The following is a 23,710-nucleotide window of genomic DNA, read 5'->3' as shown; positions in this document are numbered from 1 at the left end:
TCAGCCCGGCACCGTCACCGAACGGAACTCGGTGACGGCCCGCAGCCGGAAGCCCAACTGCTGATACAGGCTCACCGCCGGGTTGGTGGCCAGGGCGTGCAGCAGCACCCGGTCGCCGCGATCGGCGATGCCGGCGCCCACCGCGGACACCAGCCGGCTGGCCAGCCCCCGCCCGCGGTAGGCCGGATCGGTGCACACCGCGCTGATCTCGGTCCAGCCCTGCGGGTGCAGCCGTTCCCCGGCCAGGGCCACCAGCCGCCCGTCGTGCTTGATGCCCAGGTAGGTGCCCAGTTCGATGGTCCGCGGCCGGAACGGGCCGGGTTCGGTGCGGGCCACCAGATCCAGGATCTGCGGCACGTCGTCCGGGCCCAGGCGAACCGCCTCCGGGTCCGGCTGCTTGTCCAGCGTGACGTCGACCAGCTGCACACCCCGGCCGATCAGGGTGACCGCCCAATCGGCGGGCGGGACCACGCCCGCCCCGGAGACCGCGACCGTGGCCCCCGGCCCGACGAGCGCCGCGACATCGGCCCAGCCTCGTGGGTCGGCCGGGTCGGCCAGCCCGACGAACGGGGCGACGTCCGGGTGGTATCGGGCGGCATCACCGCGACGCTGGGTCAATCGGGCATGGTGCCCCGAGGTCAGCGAGGCCCACACCACCCGGTCCAGATCCGGATCACCCAGCCCCGGATCGGGGCGGGAAAGATCCACCGCCGCAGCGACCGTCATGACGCCACCCGTCCGAACCGGGTGGGTCGGCGGGACCCCGGGGTCGGGCGGGTCAGCCCGAGGTGATCGCGCAGGGTGGTGCCGGTGTACTCGGTGCGAAAGACCCCGCGTTCCTGCAGGATCGGCACCACCGTGTCGGCGAAGTCGGCCAGCCCGTCCGGGGTGATATGCGGCACCAGGATGAATCCGTCGCTGGCATCGGCCTGGACGTACCGGTCGATGTCGTCGGCCACGGACTGCGCCGTGCCCACGAAGGTTTGCCGCGCGGTGACCTCGATGACCACCTCCCGCAACGAGAGTCCCTTGGCGGCGGCCAGCTCGCGCCATTGGGCGGCGACGGCGATCCGATCGCGGAAGTGCCGGACGGAGGCCCGGCCGCGGGAGATGGTGTGCTCCCCGGGATCCGGATCGACGTCGGGCAGCGGGCCGTCCGGGTCGTAGCCGGACAGGTCACGGTTCCACAGCTGCTCGGCGAACGCGATCGCCGTCGCTCCGCTGACCTGCTGGCGGCGGATCAGGGCGGCCTGTTCGTGGGCCTGCTCGGCCGTGTCGCCGAGCACGAACGTGGCCGCCGGCAGCACCAGCAGGTCCTCCGGCCGGCGACCGTAGCGAGCCAGCCGGCTCTTCACGTCGGCGTAGAACGCCTGCCCGGCCGCCAGCGTGCCGTGCATGGAGAAGATGGCGTCGGCGCTGGCCGCGGCAAACTCCCGGCCGGCGTCCGAGTCGCCCGCCTGGAAGATCACGGGCCGGCCCTGGGGGCTGGTCGGCACGTTGAAATGACCTTCGATGTCGAAGTCGTCGTCGCGCACCGCGAACGCGCCGGGAGTCGGCGCGGCGTCCCGCTCGTCCAGTCCGGCCAGGAAGCGCCCGGCGGCCCGGTCGGGCTCGACCCGCACCCCGTCCCAGGAGTCGAACAACTGCGTCGCGGCGTCCAGGAAGGCGCGGGCCCGCTCGTACCGCCGTTCCTGCGGCAGGAAGCCGCCTCGCCGGAAGTTCTCCCCGGTGAACGCGTCCCACGACGTCACCACGTTCCACGCGGCCCGACCGTCGGACAGATGGTCCAACGTGGCGAACTGGCGGGCCACCTCGTACGGCTCGTTGAAGGTGGAGTTGATGGTGCCGGTCAGGCCGAGCCGCTCGGTGACCCCGGCCAGCGCGGCCAACACCGTGAAGGTGTCCGGGCGGCCGACCACATCCAGGTCGTAGATCTGGCCACCCTGCTCGCGCAGCCGCAGACCTTCGGCCAGGAACAGGAAGTCGAACTTGGCCCGCTCGGCGATGCGCGCGAACCGCACGAACGAGTCGAACTCGATGTGGCTGCCGGATCGGGGATCGCTCCACACGGTGGTGTTGTTGACCCCGGGGAAGTGGGCGGCCAGATGGATCTGCTTGCGGGGTCGGTCGGTGCTCATGCGTTGACTCCCTGACGGGTGGTGGCGTAACGGTTCTCCGGGCGGGGCAGGCCCAGCAGGCCGCGCAGGGTGCTCGCCTCGTGGTTCCGGCGGAGCCGACCGCGGGCCTGCAGTTCCGGGGTCAGCGCCTCGACGATCAGGTCCAGATCGTCGGGCAGGACGCCCGGACGCAGCCGGAACCCGGTGATTCCGGCCTGCTGCCAGTCGACCAGCAGGTCCGCCAGTTCCGCCGCAGACCCGGTGAATACCCCTGCGTCCGAACGGTATTCGCGGCCGTCGAGGGTATCCAGCCGCTCCTTGCGGTCGGCCCCGGACTCACCGGGCCGGTCCAGGAACACCACCAGGTCGGCGAACGTGTGCACCGGGGCCGACCCGGCCGCGGACTGCTGCCGGGCCAGGTGCACGGCCTCGACCAGGCCCTGCGCCTGGGCGCGGTCGTGCGGGGTCAGCCAGACGAGGTCGGCCTGTCCGGCGGCGAACCGGATCGGCAGCTCGCGAAGATCCGGGGCGGCGTGCGCGAGGGCGGTCACCAGCGGCTGGCCCTGCGGCGGGCGGGGAGTGATCGAGGGGCCCTTGACGGAGAAGAAGTCACCGGTGAAGTCGATGGCGTGCAGCCGGTTGCGGTCGATGAACCGGCCGGTGACGGCGTCGCGGATCTCGGCGTCGTCCTCCCAGCTGTCCCAGAGCCGGCGCAACACCTCGACGTAGTCCCAGGCCTCGGTGAACAGCTCGTCCAGCAGTTCCGCCGCCTCACCGGTGATCGGCCCGGTCCGATCGAACTCCGGGATGTACCGGCGGCCGACGAGGTCGCTGTCCACCGCGCGCGGCGAGATCTGGGCCCGCACGCCGGCGCGGCCGTGGCTGACGTAGTCGAGGGTGGCGATCGCCTTGGCCAGGTGGAACGGCTCGGTGTGGGTGACCAGCGCGGTCGGTACCAGGCCGACGTACCGGGTGGCCGGCGCGACCCGGGCGGCGATCTGCACCGCATCCAGCCGTCCGCGGACCCGGCCGTTGCGCCCGTCGGGCCCGCGGACGTCGCTGGACTGCAGGCCGAACGAGTCCTCGATGGTGATCAGGTCGACCAGCCCGCGCTCGGCGGAGCGAGCCAGGTCGACCCAGTAGCCGGCGGTGAACAGGTCGCCCGGCCGGGCGCCCGGCTCCCGCCAGGCCGCGGGGTGCCAGCCGGCGCCGTCCAGGGCGATGGCCAGATGCAGGTGGGTCACGACAGGCTGCCTTTCAGTTCGTGCGTCACTGCGGTGCGGGCGGTCACTGCGGTGCGGGCGGGGCGGCGCAGGGCGGCGACGGTGGCCGTGAGCACGGCGGCGTGCCGGTCGAGGAAGTCCTCGACGATCGGGGGCAGCGCGGCCAACTGGGCCTCCTCGAGCAGCAGGCTCGGGGTCGGCACGGCCGCGCCGAGCTCGCTCAGCACGGGTCGCAGCTGCAGGTCGGCGAGCTGCCGGTGGCCGGGGCCACCCGCCACGGTGAGCGGCAGCACCGCCGCGGTGGCCAGCGAACCGGCCGGGAGGGTGTCCAGGAACAGTTTGAGCAGTCCCGTATAGCTGGCCTTGTAGGTCGGCGTGGCCAGCACGAGCACCGCCGCCGAGCGGGCGCTGTCGACCGCGTTCGCGGCGGCGGGGGACAGCCGCCACGGAGCGAGCAGCCCGTCGGCGATCACGGCCAGGTCGATCGGTTCGGCCACCACCGGGTCGAACTCGCCCACCTCGCGCAGTCGCTCGGCCACCCCGGAGGCCAGCGTGCTGGCGGCGGTCAGCGTCCGGGAACCCGCCTTCGGGTTGCCGACCACGGTGACGATCCTGATCTCGCTCACCCGGCTCACCAGGCCAGCGTCGCGAGCGGGCCGGTCACCCGGTGCGGTGCCCGTTCGCCGGCGTTGATGGCCACCGGCAGGTGATTGCCGGGGACGGGGGCCGGGCAGGTGCCGAACTGGGTGAAGGCGAACGGCAGGTTCACGGTCCGGTTGAAATCCACGACGATCGTGCCGTCGTCGGCCGCCGGGTCGAGGGTGACGACCCGCCACGGTGCGGTGTGCCGGCCGTTCGTCGGGTCGGTGAACGACAGGGTCAGCCGGCCACGCGGTCCGGCCGTGGCGGTCAGCCGATGCCGGGTGCCCTCGATGTCGACCTCGACCGTGCCCACCGCGGTGACCTGCTGGCGCAGGTCGGGACGGGCGGTCTCGACCGTGACCGAGCGGGGCTCGGCCAAGGGCGTGAAGCGACCGGTGCGGACCCAGGCCGGGTCCACCGGGAAGGTCGGAACACTCCGAAAACCCAGCCTTTCCGGTGCTTTCGGGTCGCGCACCCGGATGGCGTCCCGGCCGCCGCGGCGCACCAGCTCGACGATCCGCGCACCGTGCCGAACCCAGAATCGCGAACCGGCCTCATCGACCCGAGCCGCGATCGAGCCCTGCACGGGCGTGCCGGCGGCCGGACCGTCGGCGTGCTCCAGACCGTCGCGCCGGGTCGCCGTCAGGTGCGACCACCCGTCGGCGCTGTGCCACTGGCCCGGCAGTCCGGGCAGGGTGGCCGGTCGATCGGGCAGCCAGTGGAAGGCGGTGATGGACAGCCACCCGTGTTCGGTCCGCAGCTCCTGCTCGCGGGCGTCGTGCCAGTGGGTCCAGCCCGCCGTGAGGTCGTCGGTGGCGGTGCGTGCGGGGCCGGCGATCAGGTTCGCGGCCGAATCGCCGGTCAGGGGCGCTACGTCGGGCTCATGTCGGTTCTTCCTGTCGAGGAGGGTTCGCCGTCAACGCGTTCCGGCCAGGGCCGGTGCGCGCAGGTCGGTAGTCGCGGTGGCCCGGGCGGCGGCCGCATCCCGGCGGGCCACCTCCGCGCGCACCAGCGGGATCACGTAGCGACCGAAATCGATCGCGTCGTCGGCGATGTCGTAGCCGCGGGCGGACAGCAGGGTGATGCCCAGGTCGTAGTAGTTCAGCAGGGCGGCGGCCACCGTCTCCGGGGTGCCGACCAGGGCGGTGGAGTTACCGGCCCCGCCTGTGAGCCGGGTGGGGGCGGTCCACAGAGCCCGGTCGTGCCGGTCGGTGCCCGCCGCGGCCGCGAGCAGGCGCTGGGAGCCGGCGTTCTCCGGGGTTCCGGTCCGGAAGGTCGGCGCGATGCTCCCGGCCGCGGTGGCCGAGATCCGGTTCAGGATCGATTCGGCCTTGGCCCAGGCCAGGTCCTCGGTGGGCGCGATGATCGGCCGGAAGGCGATCTGCAGCTGCGGTCGGGGCCGCCCGGCCTGCGCGGCGGCCGACTCGATCGAGGCGATCTGCTGGCGGGTCCCGGCCAGTGGCTCACCCCACAGGGCGTAGACGTCGGCCTCGGCGGCGCCGACCCGGTAGGCCGCGGCCGAGGAACCGCCGAAGGAGACCCGGGGCCGGGGCTGCTGGACCGGCCGGATGTCGGGCCGGTATCCGCGGATGTCGTAGTGCCGGCCGGCGAAGTCGACGGCATCGGTGGCTGTCCAGGCCTGTTTGACGATCGCGATGTACTCGCGGGTGCGCTCGTAGCGGCTGTCCTTGTCCAGGTGGTCGCCCTCGGCGGCCTGGTCCGCGGTCGATCCGCCGGTGATGAAGTGCACCTCGGCCCGACCGCCGGACAGGTGGTCCAGGGTGGCCAGGGTCTTGGCCGCGTAGGTGGGGGCCGAGACATTCGGCCGGTGGGCCACCACGAGTGTGAGGCGATCGGTGTGCCCGGCCACGTAGGCGGCCACCTGAGCCGGATCGGGCGAGCCCGAGTGATACGCGAACAGGATCCGATCCCAGCCGTGATCCTCGTGGGCGCGGGCCAGCCGGCGGGTGTAATCCAGGTCGAGAATGCCGCCGCGCCGGGCGGTGACCTCGCTGGCCGGGTTGGTGCCGGCAATTCCCAGGAACTCAACGGGCATGAGAACTCTCCTTTGCAGGATGCGGTGCGTGCGAGAACGCAACGGACAGAGATGATGTCGTGGCCCCATAGGCACGAGGCCGGGGCTGCGGGCGGCTGGCGGACCCCCCGGCGACGGTCGGCCGGGTCAGCTCGGTCAACAGGTGCCGGGCGACCGCGTCGTTCTGCCGCAGCCCGGGCCCGTTGAAGCCCGGTCGGGAGAACCCGGCCGATCCGGCCGACCCGGAGACCGAAGGGCCGAGCAGGAATCGCCGCGGGTGGACCGTCCGGTCGGCCCGGACCGCCCGGGCCAGTTCGTCGGCCAGCAGTTGACCGCCGTCCGGACCGCGACCTCCGGCGCCGGTCAGGTCCTCGACGGCCAGTTCGCCGTCGGCCAGCAGCCCGCGGATCAACGGGTCGGCGGCCGCCCGGACGTCCGGGCGGGGCAATCGGGCGTCGATCAGGGCGCGGGTCCGGATGGCCCCCGGGACGGCCGGCGAGCGGCCCACGAAGTGACCCCCTTCGAGGTCGACCTGCAGCTCGGGACCGGCGAATCGGACCACGCCGGCCCGGTGCAGGGCGAGCAGTTCGGCCAGTCGCCGCGGTGGCGGCCCGCTGGCCAGGAAGGAGAAGAAGCTGTGGAAATCCCCTTCCACGTATCGGATCCGGTCGGCGGGGGCGATCAGGCCCCGGGTGATCAGGATGTTCAGGACGCCGTAAACGGTCAACAGCGCGTCGAAGACGGCCGCGTCGGCGGAGTAGGCGGGATCGGCCCGCCGCCGCAGATCGTTCTGGACGTACTCGATGACGGTACCGGTCAGATCGGCGGACGACCCGAAGTGATGACCGGACAGCGGTCGGTCGATGATCGGCAGGTCGAAGCGGTCCTCGCGCTTGGGCACCAGCTGTTCCACCGCGCGGGCGAAGGCGTCGCCGGTCACGCTGGCCGAGTCCAGCAGATCGCGAAACTCGTTCCAGGGGCCGAGCACGCGCTCAGGGTGGGCGTGGACCAGTCGCCGGTAGTGGGCGGCGGTCAGCTCTTTGGCGATCAGCGGCCAGACCACCGACCGGAAGTCCACCGGCCCGCCGTCGGACCCGGCCGCGGCGGCGGCGCCGGTGACGGCCTCGACCGTGAGATAGGTCGGGGGCACCGGAATCGATCCGGGCACCGCGTAGCTGATCTTCGCGTGGTAGGGCACGCCGCGCCGGGAACCGACGTGCAGGACCGGCTCCCGGCCGCTGGGCCGGTACACCAGCGGCCCGGTCCCGTCCGGCGCATCGTCAAAGCGGCCGCCGCGGCCCTGGGTCAGCAGCACCATCAGATCGATGAAGGCCAGGCCGAAACCACGGACCAGGACGGGCTCGCCCGGACGCACGGCGGACAGGTCCAGGTCGGCGGTGTAACCGGGTGGCACGTAGGTCAGGTCGTGCCGTTCGGCGGCGGCCGACAGTCGCCGTTCCTCCGGCGTCGGGTCCCGATCCAGGAATCCCTGCGCCAGCACCAGAATGTCGGCGCGCAACTGCTGCCCGTCGGCCAGCCGGACCTGCTGATCGTGCTCGCCGCCCTCGACCGCCACTGCCCGGCTGCGATGCTCCACCAGCGTGATCCCGTCCGGCAGGGCGGCCACGGCCCGCTCGAAAGCCCAGCGCAGGTAGTGCGACTGCAGGCGCCGGGACGGAAAGTCGTCCGGCTGCAACCGCTGCGCCGGTTCACCCAGCCCGGCCGCGTCGAGCACGGCGCGGCCCGGCCCGATGATCCACTCGTGCAGGGCCGGACCCGGCACGATCGGCCCGGCGCACGTCACCGAGTCGTCGGTGAACACCGTGACGTCGCGGGCCATGGAATTCATCCAGAGCAGCTCGGACTGGTCGCCGCGCCAGATCCGGCCACCCCCGGCCGGGAAGGGATCGACGACGTGCAGGTCCAGGCGGCCGCGGAACAGGGCCGGAGCGTTGGCGGCGATGCGCTCGAGAAGACCCACCGTGCGGGGACCGCCGCCGACGAAGACCACGCTGGCGCGGCCGGCGGGGGCAGTCATGCCGGAATGCCGTTCACGGCCCGCGAATGCACCTGTCGCCGGTCCTCAGGCCCCAGCGCGTAGTCGGGCTGACGGGTGAGCGGCCGGTCCTTCCGGGGTGCCACCGGGCTGGCTGCGCGCGGGGCGGGCCAGGGGGCGAGCCCGGCTCCGGGCACCAGTTCCTTGCCGAACGGCAGCGGACCGATCGACTCCGGGTCGGCGGTGAGGTCGAACCGCGGGGTGTAGCCGGTCGCCAGGTACAGCTGGCGGGCCTCCGGTTGGCGGGGGCCGGTGGTCAGATGGATCCGCCGGTACCCCAGCTGGTGCGCGGCGGCCTCCAGCTCGGCCATCACGCGGCGGGCCAGCCCACGCCGCCGGTGCCCGTGGGCCGTCCACACCCGCTTGACCTCGGCCGTGTCGTGGTCGTACCGGCGCAGCGCACCGCCGGCGACGGTCTCGCCGTTCTCCACCAGCAGCAGGAAGGTGCCGTCGGGCTCGGCGAAGTCGCTGGCCGCCACCTCGGTGAGCTCGGTGTTCGCCGACTCGCGTCCGTACCGGGTGCCGTACTCCACGACCAGGTCGGTCAGCAGCGGACGCAGCCGGGGATCGCTCGGGTCCACCCGGTGCACGGCCAGGTCGTCGGCGCCGGCGACCGGACGGACCCGAGGCCCGGCGGCCGCGTCCACCCGCAGCGGAAGCGAACCGGCGCGTGCGGTCGCGATCGTGGCCAGGAACTCGTCGGTCACCTGGGCGATCGGGGCCAGCGAGGCGGCATCGAGCAGCACCCCGCCGTCGGGGAAGACCCGGATATGGGCGGACGGGACGAACCAGCCCGGGGTCACGTGGGCGGCCCCCAGCGCCGACAGGACCGGGCGCAGCGCGTAGTCGACGGCCAGCACGTGGGCGCTGGAACCTCCGGTGGCCAGTGGCAGCACGGTCTTGCCGCGCAACGCGAACTGCGGCAGCAGATCGAGAAACACCTTGAGCAGACCGGAGTAGGCCGACTGGTACACCGGGGTGGCCACCACCAGGGCGTCCGCGGCCCGGACCGCGGCGATCGCCTCGATGATGGCCGGATGGGTGAGGTCACCGACGAGCAGGGGAGCGGCGGGCAGGGTGCGCACCGGCAGGATGGTGACGGTGTGGCCGGCCCCGGCGATCCGCCGGTTCACGTGGGTCAGCAGGGCATGGGTGCTCGACACCGGCTGCGGGCTTCCGGAAATGCTCAAAACGGTGGACATGGAATGCTCCAGGAATCGGGTCACGAGGTGGGGGCGATCGGCAACGTCAGCGGCGTCCGGCCGAAACCGGTTCTGATACACGAGGTCCAAGCCGGAAGAGGGTGGGGGAGCGACCCTGCTCGGCCACCAGGCCGGCGATCAGTTCGCCGATGGCCGGCGCGAACTTGAAGCCGTGCCCGGAGAACCCGGCCGCCACGGTGATCGGCCCGCGGCGGTCGATGACGAAGTGCCCGTCGGGGGTGGACGTGTACAGGCAGGTGGTGGCCTCGACCAGGGTCGGATCGACCCCGGGCAGCCATTGCTGGGCGTACTGCTGCAGCCGCCCCACACCGTCCGGATCGGGCCGGAAGTCGCGGTGCTGCGGGGTGACGCGTGGCCCGGTGCCGTGCTCGCCGACCTTCACCCCGTCCGGGGCGGCCAGGCCGTACACGGCCGGGCCCAGGTACTGCCCGCCCGGGTGGTGCAGGAAACTGGGCCAGCCGACCGGCGTCTGCCGCGGCGCGAAGTGCGCCGGTTGCTCCTGGGTGGTCACCAGCGCCGGCAGGGACCGGCTCAGCGTGGGCAGCGATTCCAGGATGTCGCAGGTCCAGGCGCCCGCCGCGACGACGACCTGGTCGACGCGGATCGACCCGGACGCGGACAGCACTCGAACCCCGGAGGGACTGACCCGAACCCCGGTCGCCGAGGTGTGGAAACGGATCTCGGCGCCCTCGACCTGGGCGCACCGCTGGAGCGCGGCGACCGCCTGATCGGCGTGCAGTCGCCCCGAGTCGGGATGGTGCAGCACCATGCCGTCGAAGCGCAGGCCGGGCCACTGCAGTTCGGCCTCCCCGGGGGTGAGCACGGAATGCTCGATCCCGGCCTGGTGCAACGACCGGGCCAGCCGCTGCACCGCCGCCGGATTGCCGTGGTCGACCGATCCGGTCCGGGCGTAGAACCGTTGCCCGTGCAGACGTTCCAGACGTCGCCAGAGCCGGCCGGCCCGCCGGGCTAGTTCGATGTAGAGCGCCGACGGGTAGGAGTAGCGAAAGATCCGGGAACTGCCGTGCGAGGCGCCCCGCACATGACCGGGGCCGAACTGTTCGACCAGCACGACCCGATGCCCGCGGGCCGCCAGCTGCCAGGCGGCGGCCGAGCCGATCGCCCCGCCGCCGATGACGGCCACGCTCATAGGGGGAGTGCGAGACATCTTCTCGTCCCTCCTTTCACATGGTGCTGACTGCCGGTCACCTGGTGCTGACGGCCGGGCGGATCGGGTCGGGGGCTCAGCTGGTCGGCTTGGGCAACCCGCGCGGGTCGAGCTCGGAGCGGGCGACGCCCTCGCTGGCCAGATTCCACCGATCGAGAACCTGCTGGTAGGTCCCGTTCTCGATGGTGTGGTTGATCGCCTCGGTGAAGGCTTCGGCCAACCCGTTGCCCTTGAGCGTCAGCACCGCGATCTCACCCTGCAGGGCCTCGCCGGCCCCCGAGAAGGTGCCGATCACCTTGGTCTCGCCGGTGCTGGCCGCGTGGTACTGCGCGGTCGGGTTGGGCCCGAAGTAGCCCTCGATCCGTCCCGAGGACAGGGCCAGGTAGTAGTCGGTGGAGTTCTGGAAGTACTTGATGTCGATGGGCGCCAGTCCCTCGGCGATGTTCTGCTCGTTCCAGTCGACCAGGATCTTTTCCTGGTTGGTGCCCGACCCGACGGCGATCACCTTGCCGGCCAGATCCTTGCGGTCGGTGACCGTCCAGGGATCGTCGATCCGGGTCTCCAGGGCGAGGGTGTCCAGCCGGTAGGTGGCGAAGTCGTACTTCTCCTTGCGTTCCTCGGTCACCGTCACGTTGGAGATGAAGGCGTCCACCTCACCCGAATCGACCCGGACGAAGTTCTGCGACCAGTCCGCTGCGGACAGGTCCACCCGCAGCCCGAGCACGTCGGCGAACAGGTACGCGAAGTCGACCTCGGAACCGATCAGGGTGGTGTCGTCGGTGGCGTAGAAACGTAGCGGCGGCGCGGTGCCGGCCGAGCCGGTGACCTTGATGGTGCCGCGGTCCCGGATCTCCTGCGGAACCTTGGCCGCAATCGCATCGACCTTGGCGGTGGTGACCCGGTTCTGGTCCGGGCCGAGATTGAACTCGACCGCGTCGGCTGCGGCCGCCGACACCGAACCGGCACTCGCGGGCGCGGCGGCACCGCTCGTGGTGCTTGCGGTGTCGCCGGTGGAGCCGCCGCAGGCGCTGACCGCCAGGGCCGCGGCGATCAGCGCCGAAGTCAGGACGAAGCCGCGTCGCAGACGGGATGACATGGTGGGTGGTTCCTTTCGATGGTGGTCCCGGCCGGGGGAAGCCCGGTCGGGTGGCGCGTGGTCGGTCAGAGCACCTTGGACAGGAAGGCGCGGGTTCGTTCGTGGCGGGGATGGTCCAGGACCTGGGACGGGGTGCCGTGCTCGACGATGACGCCGGCGTCCATGAACACCACCGAGTCGGCGACCTCACGGGCGAAACCGATCTCGTGGGTGACGATGATCAGCGTGCGCCCCTGGCCGGCGAGCGCCCGGATGGCCTCGAGCACCTCGCCGACCAGCTCCGGATCCAGGGCCGAGGTGGGTTCGTCGAACAGGATGACCGCGGGGTTCAGGGCCAGGGCCCGGGCGATCGCCACCCGCTGCTGCTGCCCACCGGAGAGTTGCCGTGGGTAGGCGTCGGCCTTGTCGGCGACGCCGACCGCGGCCAGCAACGATCGGGCCTGGGCCACGACGTCGTCCCGCCGGCGGCGCTGGGCGCTGCGGGGCGCCTCGATCACGTTCTCCAGCACCGTCAGGTGGGGGAACAGGTTGAAGTTCTGAAAGACGAAGCCGACCTTGGCCCGCTGGTGCAGGATCTCCCGCTCGCTCAGCTCGTGCAGCCGGGTGCCCTTGCGGCGGTAGCCGATCGGTTCGGAATCGACCAGGATCAGACCCTTGTCCACCTTCTCCAGGTGGTTGATCGCCCGGAGCAGGGTGGACTTGCCGGACCCGGACGGACCGAGGATGACCGTGACCTCACCGCGCCGGACCCGCAGGTCGACCCCATCCAGGACGTGCAGCGCACCGAAAGACTTGTGGACGCCCAGTACCTCGACGGCAAACGCCGGATCGCCGATGACGGTGCCGGGAGCCGCCGGAGCCGGGGAGGTGCTCGGGTGGGCCGGTTCGCCCAGGCGCAGGCTCATCGCCCGGCCCCGATCGTCGAGGACTGGCGGGCCTGCGCGGACAGCAGGGCGACACGTCGGCGCACCTTCTGCAGCGGCGTCAGCGGCATGGTGCGCACGGCGCCCTTGGCGTAGTGCCGCTCGACGTAGTACTGGACGATGGACAGCACCGTGGTCATCAGGATGTACCAGACGGTGGCCACCATCAGCAACGGGACCACCCGTCCGTTGCGCCCGTAGATGACCTGCACCTGGTAGAAGAGCTCGGCGATCGCCATCGTGGAGACGATCGAGGTGCCCTTGAACAGGCTGATCACCTCGTTCGCCGCGTTGGGCAGGATGCCGCGCATCGCCTGCGGGAGCACGATCTTGAAGAACTGGCGGCGTCGCGGAATGCCCAGGGCGGCAGCGGCTTCCAGCTGACCGGCGTCGACCGACAGGATGCCGGCGCGGATGATCTCGGCCGAATAGGCGGCCTGGTGCAAGCCCAGCCCGATCACGGCGGCGGCGATCCCGCTGATGGTCGAGTTCACGTCGAAGGTGACGAACGAGGGCCCGAAGGGCACGCCGATCGACACACTCTGGTAGAGGTAGGCGATGTTACCAGAACAACAGCTGGACGATCAGCGGGATCGACCGGAACGCCCACACGTAGGTCCACGAGATCGTCTGCAGCACCGGATTCTTGGACAGTCGACCGGCGGCGATCGCGATGCCGAGGGCAAAGCCGAGGACCGTGCCGTACAGGGTCAGTTGGATCGTCAGCCACACGGCCTGCAGGACGACCGGAGCCGTGATGTAGCGGGCAAAGGTGGGCCAGTCCCACCCCGGGTTGGTGATCAGACCGTTGACGAACTGGGCCAGCAGGATCAGTCCGATCGCGGCGCCCACCCAGCGCCAGGGATGCCTGGCCTTGATCACGGTGAGCGAGGCCGGGTCGACGTCGAGGGTGGCGACGGGGCCGGTGCTCGGCGGGACGCCCCCGCCGCTCGGATGTGCTGGGGCCGGGTTCGCCTGGTCGTGCCGGCGTACGGGAGTGGTGGTCACGGGATCCTCGGAAAGGGGTCGACAGAGCCTGATGCGGGGGACGGCGGCCCGCCGATCGGGTGGTCCCGAAACGGAAGGCCGCGGACACCCTGGATGAGCGGGTGATCAACGGTGGAGCGTGCGCGCCGGACCCGGATCGGTACCGGGGCCGGGTCCGCGTCTGGATCGACGCAGGGACGACAGCGCTGGATCAGACCCGGATCAACACAGCCCGCTGGACAGCCGGCCCTGGTCGACGTGCCGGCGTTGCGTCGACGTGCCGTACGACGCCGTCCGGAAGGGGGTGCCCACCGCGGCGCGACGGCTCAGCTCGATCGTTGTCGTGTATCGGCTCATGTCCCCGCCTGTCGTCCTCGGGGTTCGGCCGGCCGAACCCGCGCTTGCGTCGAGCGCATTCGCTCGTCGCCGTGTCGTCACCCGGAGCACCCCACCGCGGTAGGAGGGTTGCCGCCCAGCAAGCCGGGGCTTGACGCTGGAACTCATGACCGTGCCTTCACTCTACGGACGAGAGATGTTCTCGTCAAACAGCTCTGAGACGTCTCGGTCCGGAACCGAGCGACCCGGGGCGCCGGCCTGCGCCAGCCAGGTGTGCGGGTTGAGGATGCCGGTCGGGTCGAAGATCGCCTTGATCCGGCGCTGCCGGGCCAGGCTGTCTTCGGCGAGCTCGGCCGCCAGCCAGGGCCGCTTGGCAATTCCGACGCCATGTTCCCCGGTGATGGTGCCGCCCAGGGCGAGCGCGGTCCGGACCAGCTCGTCGGCCGCCCGGTGCAGCCTCGTCGGCGCCACCCCCTGATCCGTCGACGACTTCGGGGTGGTGAGGACGGGATGCAGGTTTCCGTCGCCGATATGGGCGACCAGTGCACTGTCCAGACCGTGCCGCCCGGCGATGTCCTCGATGGCGCGGACGGCGGCCGGCAGGGCCGAGCGAGGGACGGCGACGTCTTCCCCGATCACCCATTCGTCCGCGGGGACGCCGCGGCCATGCCGGCGCAACCACAGGTAGCGCTCGGCGGCGGCCTGGTCGGGCAGCTCGGTGCGCCCCCCGGCTCGGGTGAGAGCGTCTGCGACGGCGGTGATCTCGGCGTCGGCTCCGAAACCGTCGGTCTGCGCGATGAGCAGGGCCGAGCCGCGCCCGGCCAGGTCGGTGTGCTGCGCCCGGTCGATGGCCCGCAGGGCACCGGTATCCATAAGCTCCAGGGCGCTGGGCCGGGCCCCGGTGGCGGCGACGGTGGTCACCGCGGCCGCGGCCAGTTCGGCGGAGTCGAAGAAGGCGACCGCGGTCCGCGTGTGGATCGGGCGCGGCCAGAGCTTGACGATCGCCTCGACCACCACCCCCAAGGTGCCCTCGGCGCCGACGAACAGGCCGGTCAGGTCGTACCCGACCACCCCCTTCAAGGTCCGTCCGCCGGTCCGCAGCAGGGAACCGTCGGCCAGCACGACGGTCAGACCGAGCACGCTGTCGCGGGTGACGCCGTATTTCACGCAGCGCAGGCCGCCGGCGTTGGTGGCGATGGTGCCGCCCACCGTCGCGATCCGGTGGCTGGCCGGGTCCGGCGGATACAGCAGACCGTGCTCGGCGGCCGCGGCGTCCAGGTCGGCCACGATCACCCCCGGTTGCACGACGGCGACCCCGTCCGCCGGATCGATCTCAAGGATGCGGTCGAGCCGGGTGGTGGACAGCACCACGGCGCCGTCGGGGACGGCGGCGGCGCCGGACAGGCCGCTGCCCCCACCCCGCGGCACGACGGTGACCCCGGCCGCCTGGGCGAGTCGCAGCACCGCGCGCACGCCGTCGACGGAGCCGGGGGTGACCAGGGCCAGCGGGCGACCGGGCAGCCGCAGCCCGGACCGGTCGACCGCGGCCGCCTCGAGGGCGTCGTCCTGCCAGGTGATCTCGTCCGGGTTCAGCACGGTGCGCAGCCGGTCCCGCAGGTCGATGCGGCCCGGGGCGAGGAGGTCGGCGGTCATCCGTGCTCCTGGACGCCGAGGTGGGCCAGCAGCTCGGCGCGCAGGCTGACGAACCGGGGGTCGGCGACCTCGCGGGGCCGCTCCTGTTCGACCACGGCCTGGTGGGCGATGACGCCGTCCCGCATGACCAGTACCCGATCGGCCAGCTTGATGGCCTCCTCGACGTCATGGGTGACCAGCAGCACCGCACACCCGTGCAGGGTCCACAGGTCGGCGACCAATGCCTGCGCGGTCAGCCGGGTCAGGGCGTCCAGCGCCGAGAACGGCTCGTCCAGCAGCAGCAGGTCCGGTTCCCGGACCAGTGCCCGGGCCAGCGACGCCCGCTGGGCCTCGCCGCCGGAGAGCACCTTGGGCCACACATCGCTGCGGTGCGTCATGTTCACCTCGGCCAGCGCCGCCTCGGCCCGCGCCCGGTCGGGCCGGCCCGGTAACCCCAGCACGACGTTGCGCCAGACCTTCTTCCACGGCATGAGCCGGGGTGACTGGAAGGAGACCGCGCGGCGGGTGGCGACTTCCACGCGCCCGTCCAGGTCCCGGTCCAGGTCGGCCAGGATCCGCAGCAGCGTGCTCTTGCCGCACCCGCTGGCCCCCAGCAGCACGACGAACTCGCCCGGGGCGATGTCCAGGTCGAGGTCGGAGATGACGGCGCGGTCCCCGAACCGCTTGGTCAGCCCCCGGACCCGGACCGCGAAGGGCGCGGCGTCCGCCGGAACGGCGGGGGAGCAAGTCAGGTCCCGGTGAACGACGGTCGCCATGCCAGCAACACCCTTTCCAGTCCGCGGACGATCAGGTCGGCCAACAGGCCCAGGAGCGCGTACAACACCAGGCACAGCACGATGGTGTCGGTCTCGAAGAATTCGCGAGCGGTGTTCACCAGGAAGCCGATACCGGTGGTGGCGTTGATGGTCTCGGCGAAAACGAGGATCAACCAGGACACGCCGATCGAGTACCGCAGGCCGACCAGGCCGCTGGGCACCGCGGCCGGCAGGATGACGTGCCGGATGAGGCCGAGCTTGCGCAGGCCCAGGGTGCGGCCGGCCTCGATCAGCGCCGGGTCGGTCCCGCGGATCCCGGCGAACAGGTTTAGGTAGAGCGGGAAGAAGACGCCCAGGGCGATCAGGATGAGCTTGGGCTGGTCGCCGATGCCGAACCAGATGATCAGCAACGGGATGAGGCCCACAACGGGCACGGTCCGCAGCATCTGGATGGGGGCGTCGATGATGTCCTCGCCGACCTTGAACAGCCCGGCGATGAGCGCGGCGACCAGAGCGGCGGTGACGCCGAAGAACAACCCGAGCCCGACGCGCTGGGCCGAGGCCACGATGGCCTCCTGCAGCTCGCCCGTGCGCAGCAACTCACCGGCCTTGACCACCACCCGTTGCGGGGAGGCCAACGTATTCGCCGACAACCAGCCCACGGCGCTGAGCACGTACCAGAGCAGGATCAACAGCAGTGGGCTGATGGACTTGATCACCCATCGGGGCACCCGCGCCCGGCGGGCCCGCGGGCGGCCCGCTCGGGTTGACCGACCGGTGATGACGGTGACCGGGATCGGGTGCTCGCTCGGGCCGGTGGGGAGCACACCGTTGTCCGGAGCGACCGGCCGCGGGGCCCGTGCCCGCGCGGCCGGCAACGCGCCGGCGCTGACGTCAGCCGCCGACATACTCGCCCTCGATCGCGGTCAGGTCGGCGTCGAACGAGGTGCTCCAGTAGTCGCCGATGCTGAAGCCGGTGGTGAGAATGCCTGCCTTGACGAAGGTGTCGAGCACGTCCTGCTGGGAGGCGATCGCCTCGGCCGAGGTCGGCACGAACTTGCTCGGACGTTGCGCCTCACCGTCGGTGAAGGTGCTCAGCGCCTGCTCGACCGGTTGCTTGGTCTGCTCGGCGACGACCGCGGCCCATGTGTCCGGGTTGGCCCGGGCCCAGTTGAAGGCCCGTTGCAGCCGGGAGAAGTAGTCCGCGATGGCCGCATGCTTGGCCGGATCGTCGATCACCGTCGGCGTCGAGACGTAGACGAAATTGCCGGACAGGATGTCCCGGGCGTCGACGATGGTGCTGGCGCCCTTGGCGTGGGCCGAGATGATGGCGTTGCCGTAGGACGCCAGCGCATCCACCTGGCCGGACAGCAGGGCGGCCAGCCCGTCGCTGGTGGACAGGGGGACCGCTTCGATGTCACTCCAGCTCAGGCCGGCCTGTTCCAGGGCCTTGTACAGGAAGTAGTGCGCCGTGGTGTTCTGGACGTAGGCGACCTTCTTGCCCTTGAGGCCGGCGGCGTCGGTGATCGAACTCCCTTCGGGAACCACGACCTCCTGGGTCAGCGTGTTGCCCTGGCGGACGGCGACGATCGCCAGGGAGCCGGGGCCACCCGACTGGGCGGCGAAGATCGGCGGGATCTCGCTGGCACTGGCCAGGTCGATGGCGCCGGCCCCCAGCGCCTCGAGTTGCAGGTTGCCGCCCTGGAACAGGCTGAAGTCGGTGGTGTAGGGCGTGTCCGCCAGGCCCGCCTTCTCCAGCAGGAGTTGTTGCTGCTTGTAACCGGTTTCGCCGATCCGCAGGGTGACGCCGGACAGGTCGAGGGAGTCGGCGGCCGCCGACACCGAGCCGCTGGAGACGGCGCCGGCTGACGTGGCCGACGGGGAGCTGGTCGACGGGGAGGTGGTCGAGCCGGAGCACGCCGCGAGCAGCAGGGCGGCGCCGACGGCGGCGATCGGTGCGGTGGCGGTGGCGAGGCGCCGCAGGAGCGGGCGTCTGGTCATCGGGGGCCTTTCTGGCGGGCGGGTGGTAGTACGAGGACGACAGTTGTTGCTGGTCAACGGAAATGGGCACGCCAAGCGGACCGCGGCGGCCCCGGGAAGAAGTGCGCGGCGGCGTACGCAGGCGGAAAATGCCGGCTCGGACGAAGGTGTCGATCAGCCGGTGCGAGACGGCGACAGACCGCCCGCCCGATACCGGGTCGGGGCAGCGATCACCGCGGCAGGAGTGGTCAGCAACCGGGACACAGCGCGCTGGCGACGCGCTGCAGATCCACATGACGCCGGCAGAACCAGGCGGCCGACGCGGGTGGACACGAGAACTCGGTGGGCGCAACGTTCATGATGGTCCTCACCTCGTCAGTCCCTCGTCCGGTGGACTCGTGATGAGCGAGCCCGCGCTTGCGGGAGCCGTTCGGCCCCGCCAGGTCTTCATCCGGAGCACCCCACCGCGGAGGAGGGTTGCCGCCCAGCTAGCCGGAGCTCGATGCTGGGACTCATGACCTTTCAAGAAAGGTAGCGGATCAACCGGCGCAGGGTCAATCCATCCCCGGCGGGGCCACCATGAGTCGGTCGATGATCCCGGACACAGTGTCGGTGAGCAACGACACCACGGGGTTTGCCCCGGTCGTTTGACCATGCCGGAGGTATCGCTCTACGTTGGAGCGGTGTTGACGAACCGGACAGATCGCAGCGATAGGGCTGCCGCATGTCCGCAGCTCGTCCCGACCGTTCTGTTCGCGCACACCACCCTGCCCGGGGGGCTGTGTCCGGGCTGTTGATCGGCCCAACCGGCTCGCTCGAGCCTGCCGTCCGCGGACGGAATTGCCTGATCTGACGCGACATTCGCGTCTCGATGCGGTGGTCCGAGCACTACCGGCCCGTCATTTCCCAGATTCGCGCGTCGCCGAGGAAGCACGGTCTGTCTTCATTCACCCTCATGCGGCGATGTCGTCGCTCTGCAGTCAAGGAACAGACCCATGACCTCCGGATCCGAACCCACCGGTACCCCCGCGGCCCTGCCCGAACGCAAGAAGTCCCGCACCGGGTTGATCGTCGGTGTCGTGGCCGCCGTGGTGGCCCTGGCCGTCGCCGCCACCGTCCTGATCGTCACTCTCACCCGCTCGGATGAGGACAAGGTCGTGGTCAAGGTCGGGACCACCGAGGCCAGTGCCGACTACTGGCCCATCCTGATCAAACTGGCCGCCGACAAGGGAATCGATCTGCAGACAGTCAATTTCGGTGACTACACGCAGGCCAATCCGGCGCTGGCGCAGGGCCAGCTGGATCTGAACCTGTTCCAGCATCTGCTCTACCTGGCCAACTACAACGTCTCGGCCGATCAGACGCTCACCCCGATCGGCTCGACGGTCGTCGTGCCCCTGGGGCTGTACTCGACCCGGCATACCGCGCTGGAGCAGATCCCGCAGGCCGGGCAGGTCGCCATCCCCAACGATCCGACCAACCAGGCGCGGGCGCTGCTGGTGTTGCAGCAGGCCGGGTTGATCTCGCTCAAGGGCGGCGGCACCGTGCTGTCCACCCCGGCCGACATCGATACCGCCGCCTCGAAGGTCACGGTCGTGCCGGTCGATGCGCAGCAGACGGTCACCTCGTTGTCCTCGGTCGATGCGGCCATCGTCAACAACAATTTCGCCCTGGACGCCAAGCTCGATCCGTCCCAGGCGCTCTACAACGACGACCCGTCCAAGCCGGCCGCCGAGCCCTACATCAACGCCTTCGTGGCGCGGGCCGCGGACCAGGACAACCCGACCTACCGCACGATCGTCGAGCTGTACCACGATCCGGCGGTGACTGCGGCGGTGGTGAACGCCTCCCAGGGCACCGCGGTGATCGTCGATCGCCCGCAGACCGACCTGCAGACCATCCTGACCGGTCTGGAGCAGACGGTCCGCGACAGCAAGTGAGCACCGGCGCCGAGGGTGCCCCGGCCGGGGCCCCGTCCAGCCCCGACAGACCCCGCACCGATGGAGACACCGTGGCACCGCTGATTCAGTTCCAGGACGTGAGCAAGACTTTCGGGCAGGGACCGGATGCCGTCAGCGCCCTGCGCGGGGTCACGCTGGACATCCAGGCCGGGGACATCTTCGCGATCATCGGCGGCTCGGGGGCGGGCAAGAGCACCCTGGTGCGGATGATCAACGCCCTGGAGTCGGCGACCGCCGGTCACATCGTCATCGAGGGCACCGACATCACCACCCTGTCCGAGCGGGAGCTGCGTCAGGTCCGCTCCCGGATGGGGATGATCTTCCAGCAGTTCAATCTGATGCGGTCGCGCCACGTCTACGGGAACATCGCCTACCCACTGAAGATCGCCAAATGGCCCAAGGACAAGCAGAAGGCTCGGGTCACCGAGCTGCTCAACTTCGTCGGGCTGCTGGACAAGGCCTGGAGCTATCCCGATCAGCTGTCCGGAGGGCAGAAGCAACGGGTGGGGATCGCGCGGGCCCTGGCCACCAACCCGTCCATCCTGCTGGCCGACGAGTCGACCAGCGCGCTGGACCCGGAGACCACCGAGGACGTGCTGCGTCTGCTGCAGCGGGTCAACTCCGAACTCGGAGTGACCGTGGTGGTCATCACGCACGAGATGGACGTCGTGCGCAGCATTGCCAACCGGGTCGCGGTGCTGGACCGGGGCCGGCTGATCGAGGTCGGATCGGTGTATGAAGTCTTCTCCCGGCCCCAGGCCGACACCACCCGTAAGTTCGTCGAATCCGCCTTGCGGGACCGGCCGGACGGGGTGGACGTCGAGCGGCTCAAGCAGCGGCATCAGGGCCGGCTCGTGCTGGTCGACGTGACCAACGACGACCGCATCGGGCGGGTCCTGGCCCACCGGGCCCGGGTCAGCGACCTGGAGTTCGATTTCGTCTTCGGCGGCATCACCTCCCTGCACGACGGTTCGTTCGGCAAGATCACCCTCGAGCTGGTCGGCTCGCCGGACTCGGTCGACCGGACGGTGGCCGATCTGCGTGCGGTGACCGTGGTGGAGGACGTGGCATGAGCACCGACTGGAGCACGTTGTGGCCGGTCTTCTTGAGCTCGATCGGTCAGACGCTGGTGATGGTGACCGTCACGATGGTGGTCGGCGGGTTCTTCGGGTTGGTGATCGGCATCCTGCTGTACACCACGCGCAAGGGCGGACTGCTGCAAAGCGGGCCGGCCTCCACGATTCTCAACGTCATCGTGAACTTCGTGCGGCCGATCCCGTTCATCATTTTCATCACCGCGGTCGGCCCGCTGACCCTGTTGGCGATGGGCACGACCATCGGCACCGCGGCCGCGATCTTCCCGCTGACCCTGGCCGCCTCCTTCGGCATCTCGCGCATCGTCGAGCAGAACCTGGTCAGCATCGACCCGGGCGTGATCGAGGCGGCGCGGGCGATGGGGGCGAGCCCGATGCGGATCATCGTCACCCTGCTGATACCCGAGGCACTCGGGCCGTTGATCCTGGGGTACACGTTCGCGTTCGTGGCGGTGGTCGACATGACCGCCGTGGCCGGCGCGGTCGGCGGGGGCGGTCTGGGCAATTTCGCGATCACCTTCGGCTACCAGCGCTTCAACTGGGTGGTCACCTGGATCGCGGTCATCACCATCATCATCCTGGTCCAGGTCGCCCAGTTCGTGGGCAACTGGTTGGCCCGCAAGGCTCTTCGGCGCTGATCGGGCCGATCCGGGCGACCGTCGAGTGGGCGGCGGCGGTCGACCGCCGCCGCCCGGCCGGCTAGGACGCTCCTGAATAACGGTCACTTGTGGGTTCGGGAGTTCGCTTTGGGACAGTGGGAGCGTTCGCGCGTGATCGGGCTGTCAGGCGTGGTCCTGAGTCGTCGCCCGGCCCTGGATGATTCTCCTGACTGATCGGAGGGACGGGCCGTTGCTCACGGCCCGGTGAGGTCTCGTGCCGGCCGGTCAGGCCGGTGCAATGGTCCACGTCCCGCTCACCCGCGTCAGCCCGAGGGTGAGCATTCGCCTGAGGTTGATCGCAGCGGCGCGGTGGTGCCACCAGTGGTCGTTCTTGGCGACGCCGCGGTAGCGGACTTTGCGGTTGCCGCGGACCAGCCAGGAGATCGATCGTTCGACCATCGGCCGGTGCCGTCGGTAGACCTGTTGGAAGTCCTCGGTTTCCGCTTGTCGACGGGCCGCCCTGAGCAGGCTTTCGTACTCGGTCAGCTTCAGCGATCGACCGGCGTCGCTGGTCGTGCATTGGGCCCGGAGCGGGCAGCCGCGGCAAGCCGCTCCGAAGGTGACGGACCATTGCGCGGTGATCGACCGGGTCACCCCGTTCGGGCAGGTGGCCGTCCTGGCCTCGGGGTCGACGGTGAAGTCGTCCAGGGTGAACCCGCCCGGCACGGCCGACCGCAGCGGGAACGGCTTGATCAACGCGATGTGCCCGGCATGGTCCAGTTCGGCCCGCGCGGATCCCGATCCGTACGCCGAATCGGCCAGCACGTGCAGCTTTTCGGTCTCCTGTGCCAGCAAGGTGGGTCCAACCTCGGCGTCGCTGTTGCCGCGTCCGCTGGCCATGGTCACCGCGCAGGCGGTGACCAGACCGGTGTCGGGTTCGACCGCGATGTGTGCCTTGAACCCGTCCTGCCGCCGGTGGACGGTCTTGTGGGCGTGCCGCGCCTCCGGGTCCACGGTGGAGATCACCCGGTCCGGGGCGACCCGCTGCGCGATCCGCCACCGTCCGTCGGTGCCGTCCGAGCCCTCGACCGGTTCCACGTCCTGCCCGGCGACCAACGCCAAGAGGGCGACCGCGTCCGCCGCCTTCGGTCCGAGCTCCTGGTCGGGCAGGTGTCCCAGCACCCGATGCGCGTCGGTGACCAGCGCATCGACAAGGGCCTCGCGGGCCTGCTGATCGTTCCAGGCGATCGCCGGTTTGCCCGGGTCGTCATAGTCGTGAGCCGAGCAGTGCTCGCCGACGACCTCGGCGGCGCCGGGTACCTCGCGGCGGACCCGGCGGATCGCCGCGATCAACTGGGTGACCGTGTCCTGGGTGGCGACCGCGTCGTCCAGGATCGTGGAATCCAACGCTCGCCTGCTCTTTCCAGCCAGCACCCCGGTCTGGTCCACGACCTGGCGGACCGCGTCGAAGATCCGGTTCGGCGACTGCGAAGCGGCCAGCCGACGCCGCCAGTACGTCAATGTCGTGGCATGGAACGCCGCAGCGGTCACCGGTAACCCGCACGCTGCCTTCCACCGCAGATCGAACGTCACCGAGTCCACCGTGTCCGCGTCGGACAGGCCGTGCAGAGCCTGCAGCACAATCACCGACGCCATCACGTCGGCCGGCACTGACGGGCGGCCCCGACCCGACGGAAACAGATCCGCGAACATGCCGTCCGGGAACACCTCCCGACGGTGCGCGGCCAGAAACGCGAACACGCTGCCCGGCTTGAGCAGCCCACCGACTACCGACTCGGCATCCAACAACTCACGCTGATCCCGCGACCGACCCTGCACACCAAGATCATCCCGAACCCACA

Annotated in this window: 21 protein-coding genes, 1 pseudogene and 2 riboswitches; of the genes and pseudogenes, 3 read left to right on the top strand and 19 right to left on the bottom strand. The window is 70.8% G+C overall.

Translation table 11 applies throughout. The features are described from left to right. The 18 genes and pseudogenes from NAMU_RS21600 to NAMU_RS31950 all read right to left on the bottom strand — a co-directional run bounded on the left by NAMU_RS21600 (position 1) and on the right by NAMU_RS31950 (position 18,553). A complete protein-coding gene (locus NAMU_RS21600; RefSeq protein WP_015749464.1) occupies positions 1-726 on the bottom strand; it encodes a GNAT family N-acetyltransferase in 726 nt (241 codons plus the stop codon). Then, positions 723-2,138, bottom strand: coding sequence for an NtaA/DmoA family FMN-dependent monooxygenase (locus NAMU_RS21595; RefSeq protein WP_015749463.1), 1,416 nt, complete (start codon positions 2,136-2,138; stop codon positions 723-725). The genes NAMU_RS21600 and NAMU_RS21595 overlap by 4 nt, the downstream gene beginning before the upstream one ends. Further along, a complete protein-coding gene (locus NAMU_RS21590) occupies positions 2,135-3,361 on the bottom strand; it encodes an LLM class flavin-dependent oxidoreductase (RefSeq protein WP_015749462.1) in 1,227 nt (408 codons plus the stop codon). The genes NAMU_RS21595 and NAMU_RS21590 overlap by 4 nt, the downstream gene beginning before the upstream one ends. Further along, positions 3,358-3,975 (bottom strand): NADPH-dependent FMN reductase, encoded by a 618-nt coding sequence (locus NAMU_RS21585; protein ID WP_015749461.1) that lies wholly within the window; start codon positions 3,973-3,975, stop codon positions 3,358-3,360. Before NAMU_RS21585 ends, NAMU_RS21590 begins: the two co-directional genes overlap by 4 nt. After that, complete coding sequence (locus tag NAMU_RS21580; protein WP_015749460.1) at positions 3,972-4,568, bottom strand: DUF1684 domain-containing protein; 597 nt, start codon at positions 4,566-4,568, stop codon at positions 3,972-3,974. The genes NAMU_RS21585 and NAMU_RS21580 overlap by 4 nt, the downstream gene beginning before the upstream one ends. A 330-nt stretch (positions 4,569-4,898) precedes the next feature. Further along, positions 4,899-6,038: an LLM class flavin-dependent oxidoreductase gene (locus NAMU_RS21575; RefSeq protein WP_015749459.1), complete on the bottom strand. Its 1,140-nt coding sequence runs from the start codon at positions 6,036-6,038 to the stop codon at positions 4,899-4,901. Continuing rightward, positions 6,028-8,055 (bottom strand): FAD/NAD(P)-binding protein, encoded by a 2,028-nt coding sequence (locus tag NAMU_RS21570; protein WP_015749458.1) that lies wholly within the window; start codon positions 8,053-8,055, stop codon positions 6,028-6,030. The genes NAMU_RS21575 and NAMU_RS21570 overlap by 11 nt, the downstream gene beginning before the upstream one ends. Then, positions 8,052-9,275, bottom strand: coding sequence for an NADPH-dependent FMN reductase (ssuE, locus tag NAMU_RS28570; protein ID WP_015749457.1), 1,224 nt, complete (start codon positions 9,273-9,275; stop codon positions 8,052-8,054). The genes NAMU_RS21570 and ssuE overlap by 4 nt, the downstream gene beginning before the upstream one ends. 46 nt (positions 9,276-9,321) lie before the next feature. Then, entirely contained in the window at positions 9,322-10,464 is a 1,143-nt protein-coding gene (locus NAMU_RS21555) for an FAD-dependent oxidoreductase (protein ID WP_015749456.1), read from the bottom strand. 76 nt (positions 10,465-10,540) lie between these two features. Next, complete coding sequence (locus NAMU_RS21550) at positions 10,541-11,560, bottom strand: ABC transporter substrate-binding protein (protein ID WP_015749455.1); 1,020 nt, start codon at positions 11,558-11,560, stop codon at positions 10,541-10,543. A 65-nt stretch (positions 11,561-11,625) separates the two neighbouring features. Further along, positions 11,626-12,465, bottom strand: coding sequence for an amino acid ABC transporter ATP-binding protein (locus NAMU_RS21545; protein ID WP_015749454.1), 840 nt, complete (start codon positions 12,463-12,465; stop codon positions 11,626-11,628). Continuing rightward, positions 12,462-13,365 (bottom strand): annotated as a pseudogene (locus NAMU_RS31955) (amino acid ABC transporter permease). Before NAMU_RS31955 ends, NAMU_RS21545 begins: the two are co-directional and overlap by 4 nt. 327 nt (positions 13,366-13,692) lie before the next feature. Then, positions 13,693-13,827 carry a hypothetical protein gene (locus tag NAMU_RS31520; protein WP_015749453.1) on the bottom strand — a complete coding sequence of 45 codons (135 nt, stop codon included), beginning with the start codon at positions 13,825-13,827 and terminating at the stop codon, positions 13,693-13,695. Between the two features lie 35 nt (positions 13,828-13,862). After that, positions 13,863-13,978: riboswitch (SAM riboswitch) on the bottom strand. Positions 13,979-13,989: 11 nt separating this feature from the next. Then, on the bottom strand, positions 13,990-15,459 hold the full coding sequence (locus NAMU_RS21535) for an FAD-binding oxidoreductase (RefSeq protein ID WP_015749452.1): 1,470 nt from the start codon (positions 15,457-15,459) through the stop codon (positions 13,990-13,992). Then, positions 15,456-16,214, bottom strand: a complete 759-nt coding sequence (locus NAMU_RS21530) for an ABC transporter ATP-binding protein (RefSeq protein WP_015749451.1) — start codon at positions 16,212-16,214, stop codon at positions 15,456-15,458. The genes NAMU_RS21535 and NAMU_RS21530 overlap by 4 nt, the downstream gene beginning before the upstream one ends. Next, entirely contained in the window at positions 16,187-17,122 is a 936-nt protein-coding gene (locus tag NAMU_RS21525) for an ABC transporter permease (protein WP_015749450.1), read from the bottom strand. Before NAMU_RS21525 ends, NAMU_RS21530 begins: the two co-directional genes overlap by 28 nt. Then, positions 17,109-18,215: an ABC transporter substrate-binding protein gene (locus NAMU_RS21520; protein ID WP_015749449.1), complete on the bottom strand. Its 1,107-nt coding sequence runs from the start codon at positions 18,213-18,215 to the stop codon at positions 17,109-17,111. The genes NAMU_RS21525 and NAMU_RS21520 overlap by 14 nt, the downstream gene beginning before the upstream one ends. Positions 18,216-18,442: 227 nt before the next feature. Continuing rightward, complete coding sequence (locus tag NAMU_RS31950; RefSeq protein WP_407669140.1) at positions 18,443-18,553, bottom strand: putative leader peptide; 111 nt, start codon at positions 18,551-18,553, stop codon at positions 18,443-18,445. Between the two features lie 49 nt (positions 18,554-18,602). Then, positions 18,603-18,714: riboswitch (SAM riboswitch) on the bottom strand. A gap of 475 nt (positions 18,715-19,189) precedes the next feature. Here NAMU_RS31950 and NAMU_RS21515 point away from each other — a divergent pair. The 3 genes from NAMU_RS21515 (at position 19,190) to NAMU_RS21505 (ending at position 21,887) form a co-directional block, all read left to right on the top strand. Then, positions 19,190-20,134 (top strand): MetQ/NlpA family ABC transporter substrate-binding protein, encoded by a 945-nt coding sequence (locus tag NAMU_RS21515; protein ID WP_015749448.1) that lies wholly within the window; start codon positions 19,190-19,192, stop codon positions 20,132-20,134. A 71-nt stretch (positions 20,135-20,205) separates the two neighbouring features. Next, on the top strand, positions 20,206-21,228 hold the full coding sequence (locus tag NAMU_RS21510; RefSeq protein WP_041371252.1) for a methionine ABC transporter ATP-binding protein: 1,023 nt from the start codon (positions 20,206-20,208) through the stop codon (positions 21,226-21,228). After that, positions 21,225-21,887, top strand: coding sequence for a methionine ABC transporter permease (locus NAMU_RS21505; RefSeq protein WP_015749446.1), 663 nt, complete (start codon positions 21,225-21,227; stop codon positions 21,885-21,887). The genes NAMU_RS21510 and NAMU_RS21505 overlap by 4 nt, the downstream gene beginning before the upstream one ends. A gap of 246 nt (positions 21,888-22,133) precedes the next feature. Here NAMU_RS21505 and NAMU_RS21500 read toward each other — a convergent pair whose 3' ends face one another. Then, positions 22,134-23,687, bottom strand: coding sequence for an IS1182-like element ISNml3 family transposase (locus tag NAMU_RS21500; RefSeq protein WP_012814020.1), 1,554 nt, complete (start codon positions 23,685-23,687; stop codon positions 22,134-22,136). Positions 23,688-23,710: the final 23 nt, after the last annotated feature.

The sequence above is a fragment of the Nakamurella multipartita DSM 44233 genome (assembly GCF_000024365.1).
Taxonomy (GTDB): domain Bacteria; phylum Actinomycetota; class Actinomycetes; order Mycobacteriales; family Nakamurellaceae; genus Nakamurella; species Nakamurella multipartita.
The sequence above is the reverse complement of the archived record's forward strand: the minus strand, read 5'-3'. Positions and strand labels throughout refer to the sequence as shown.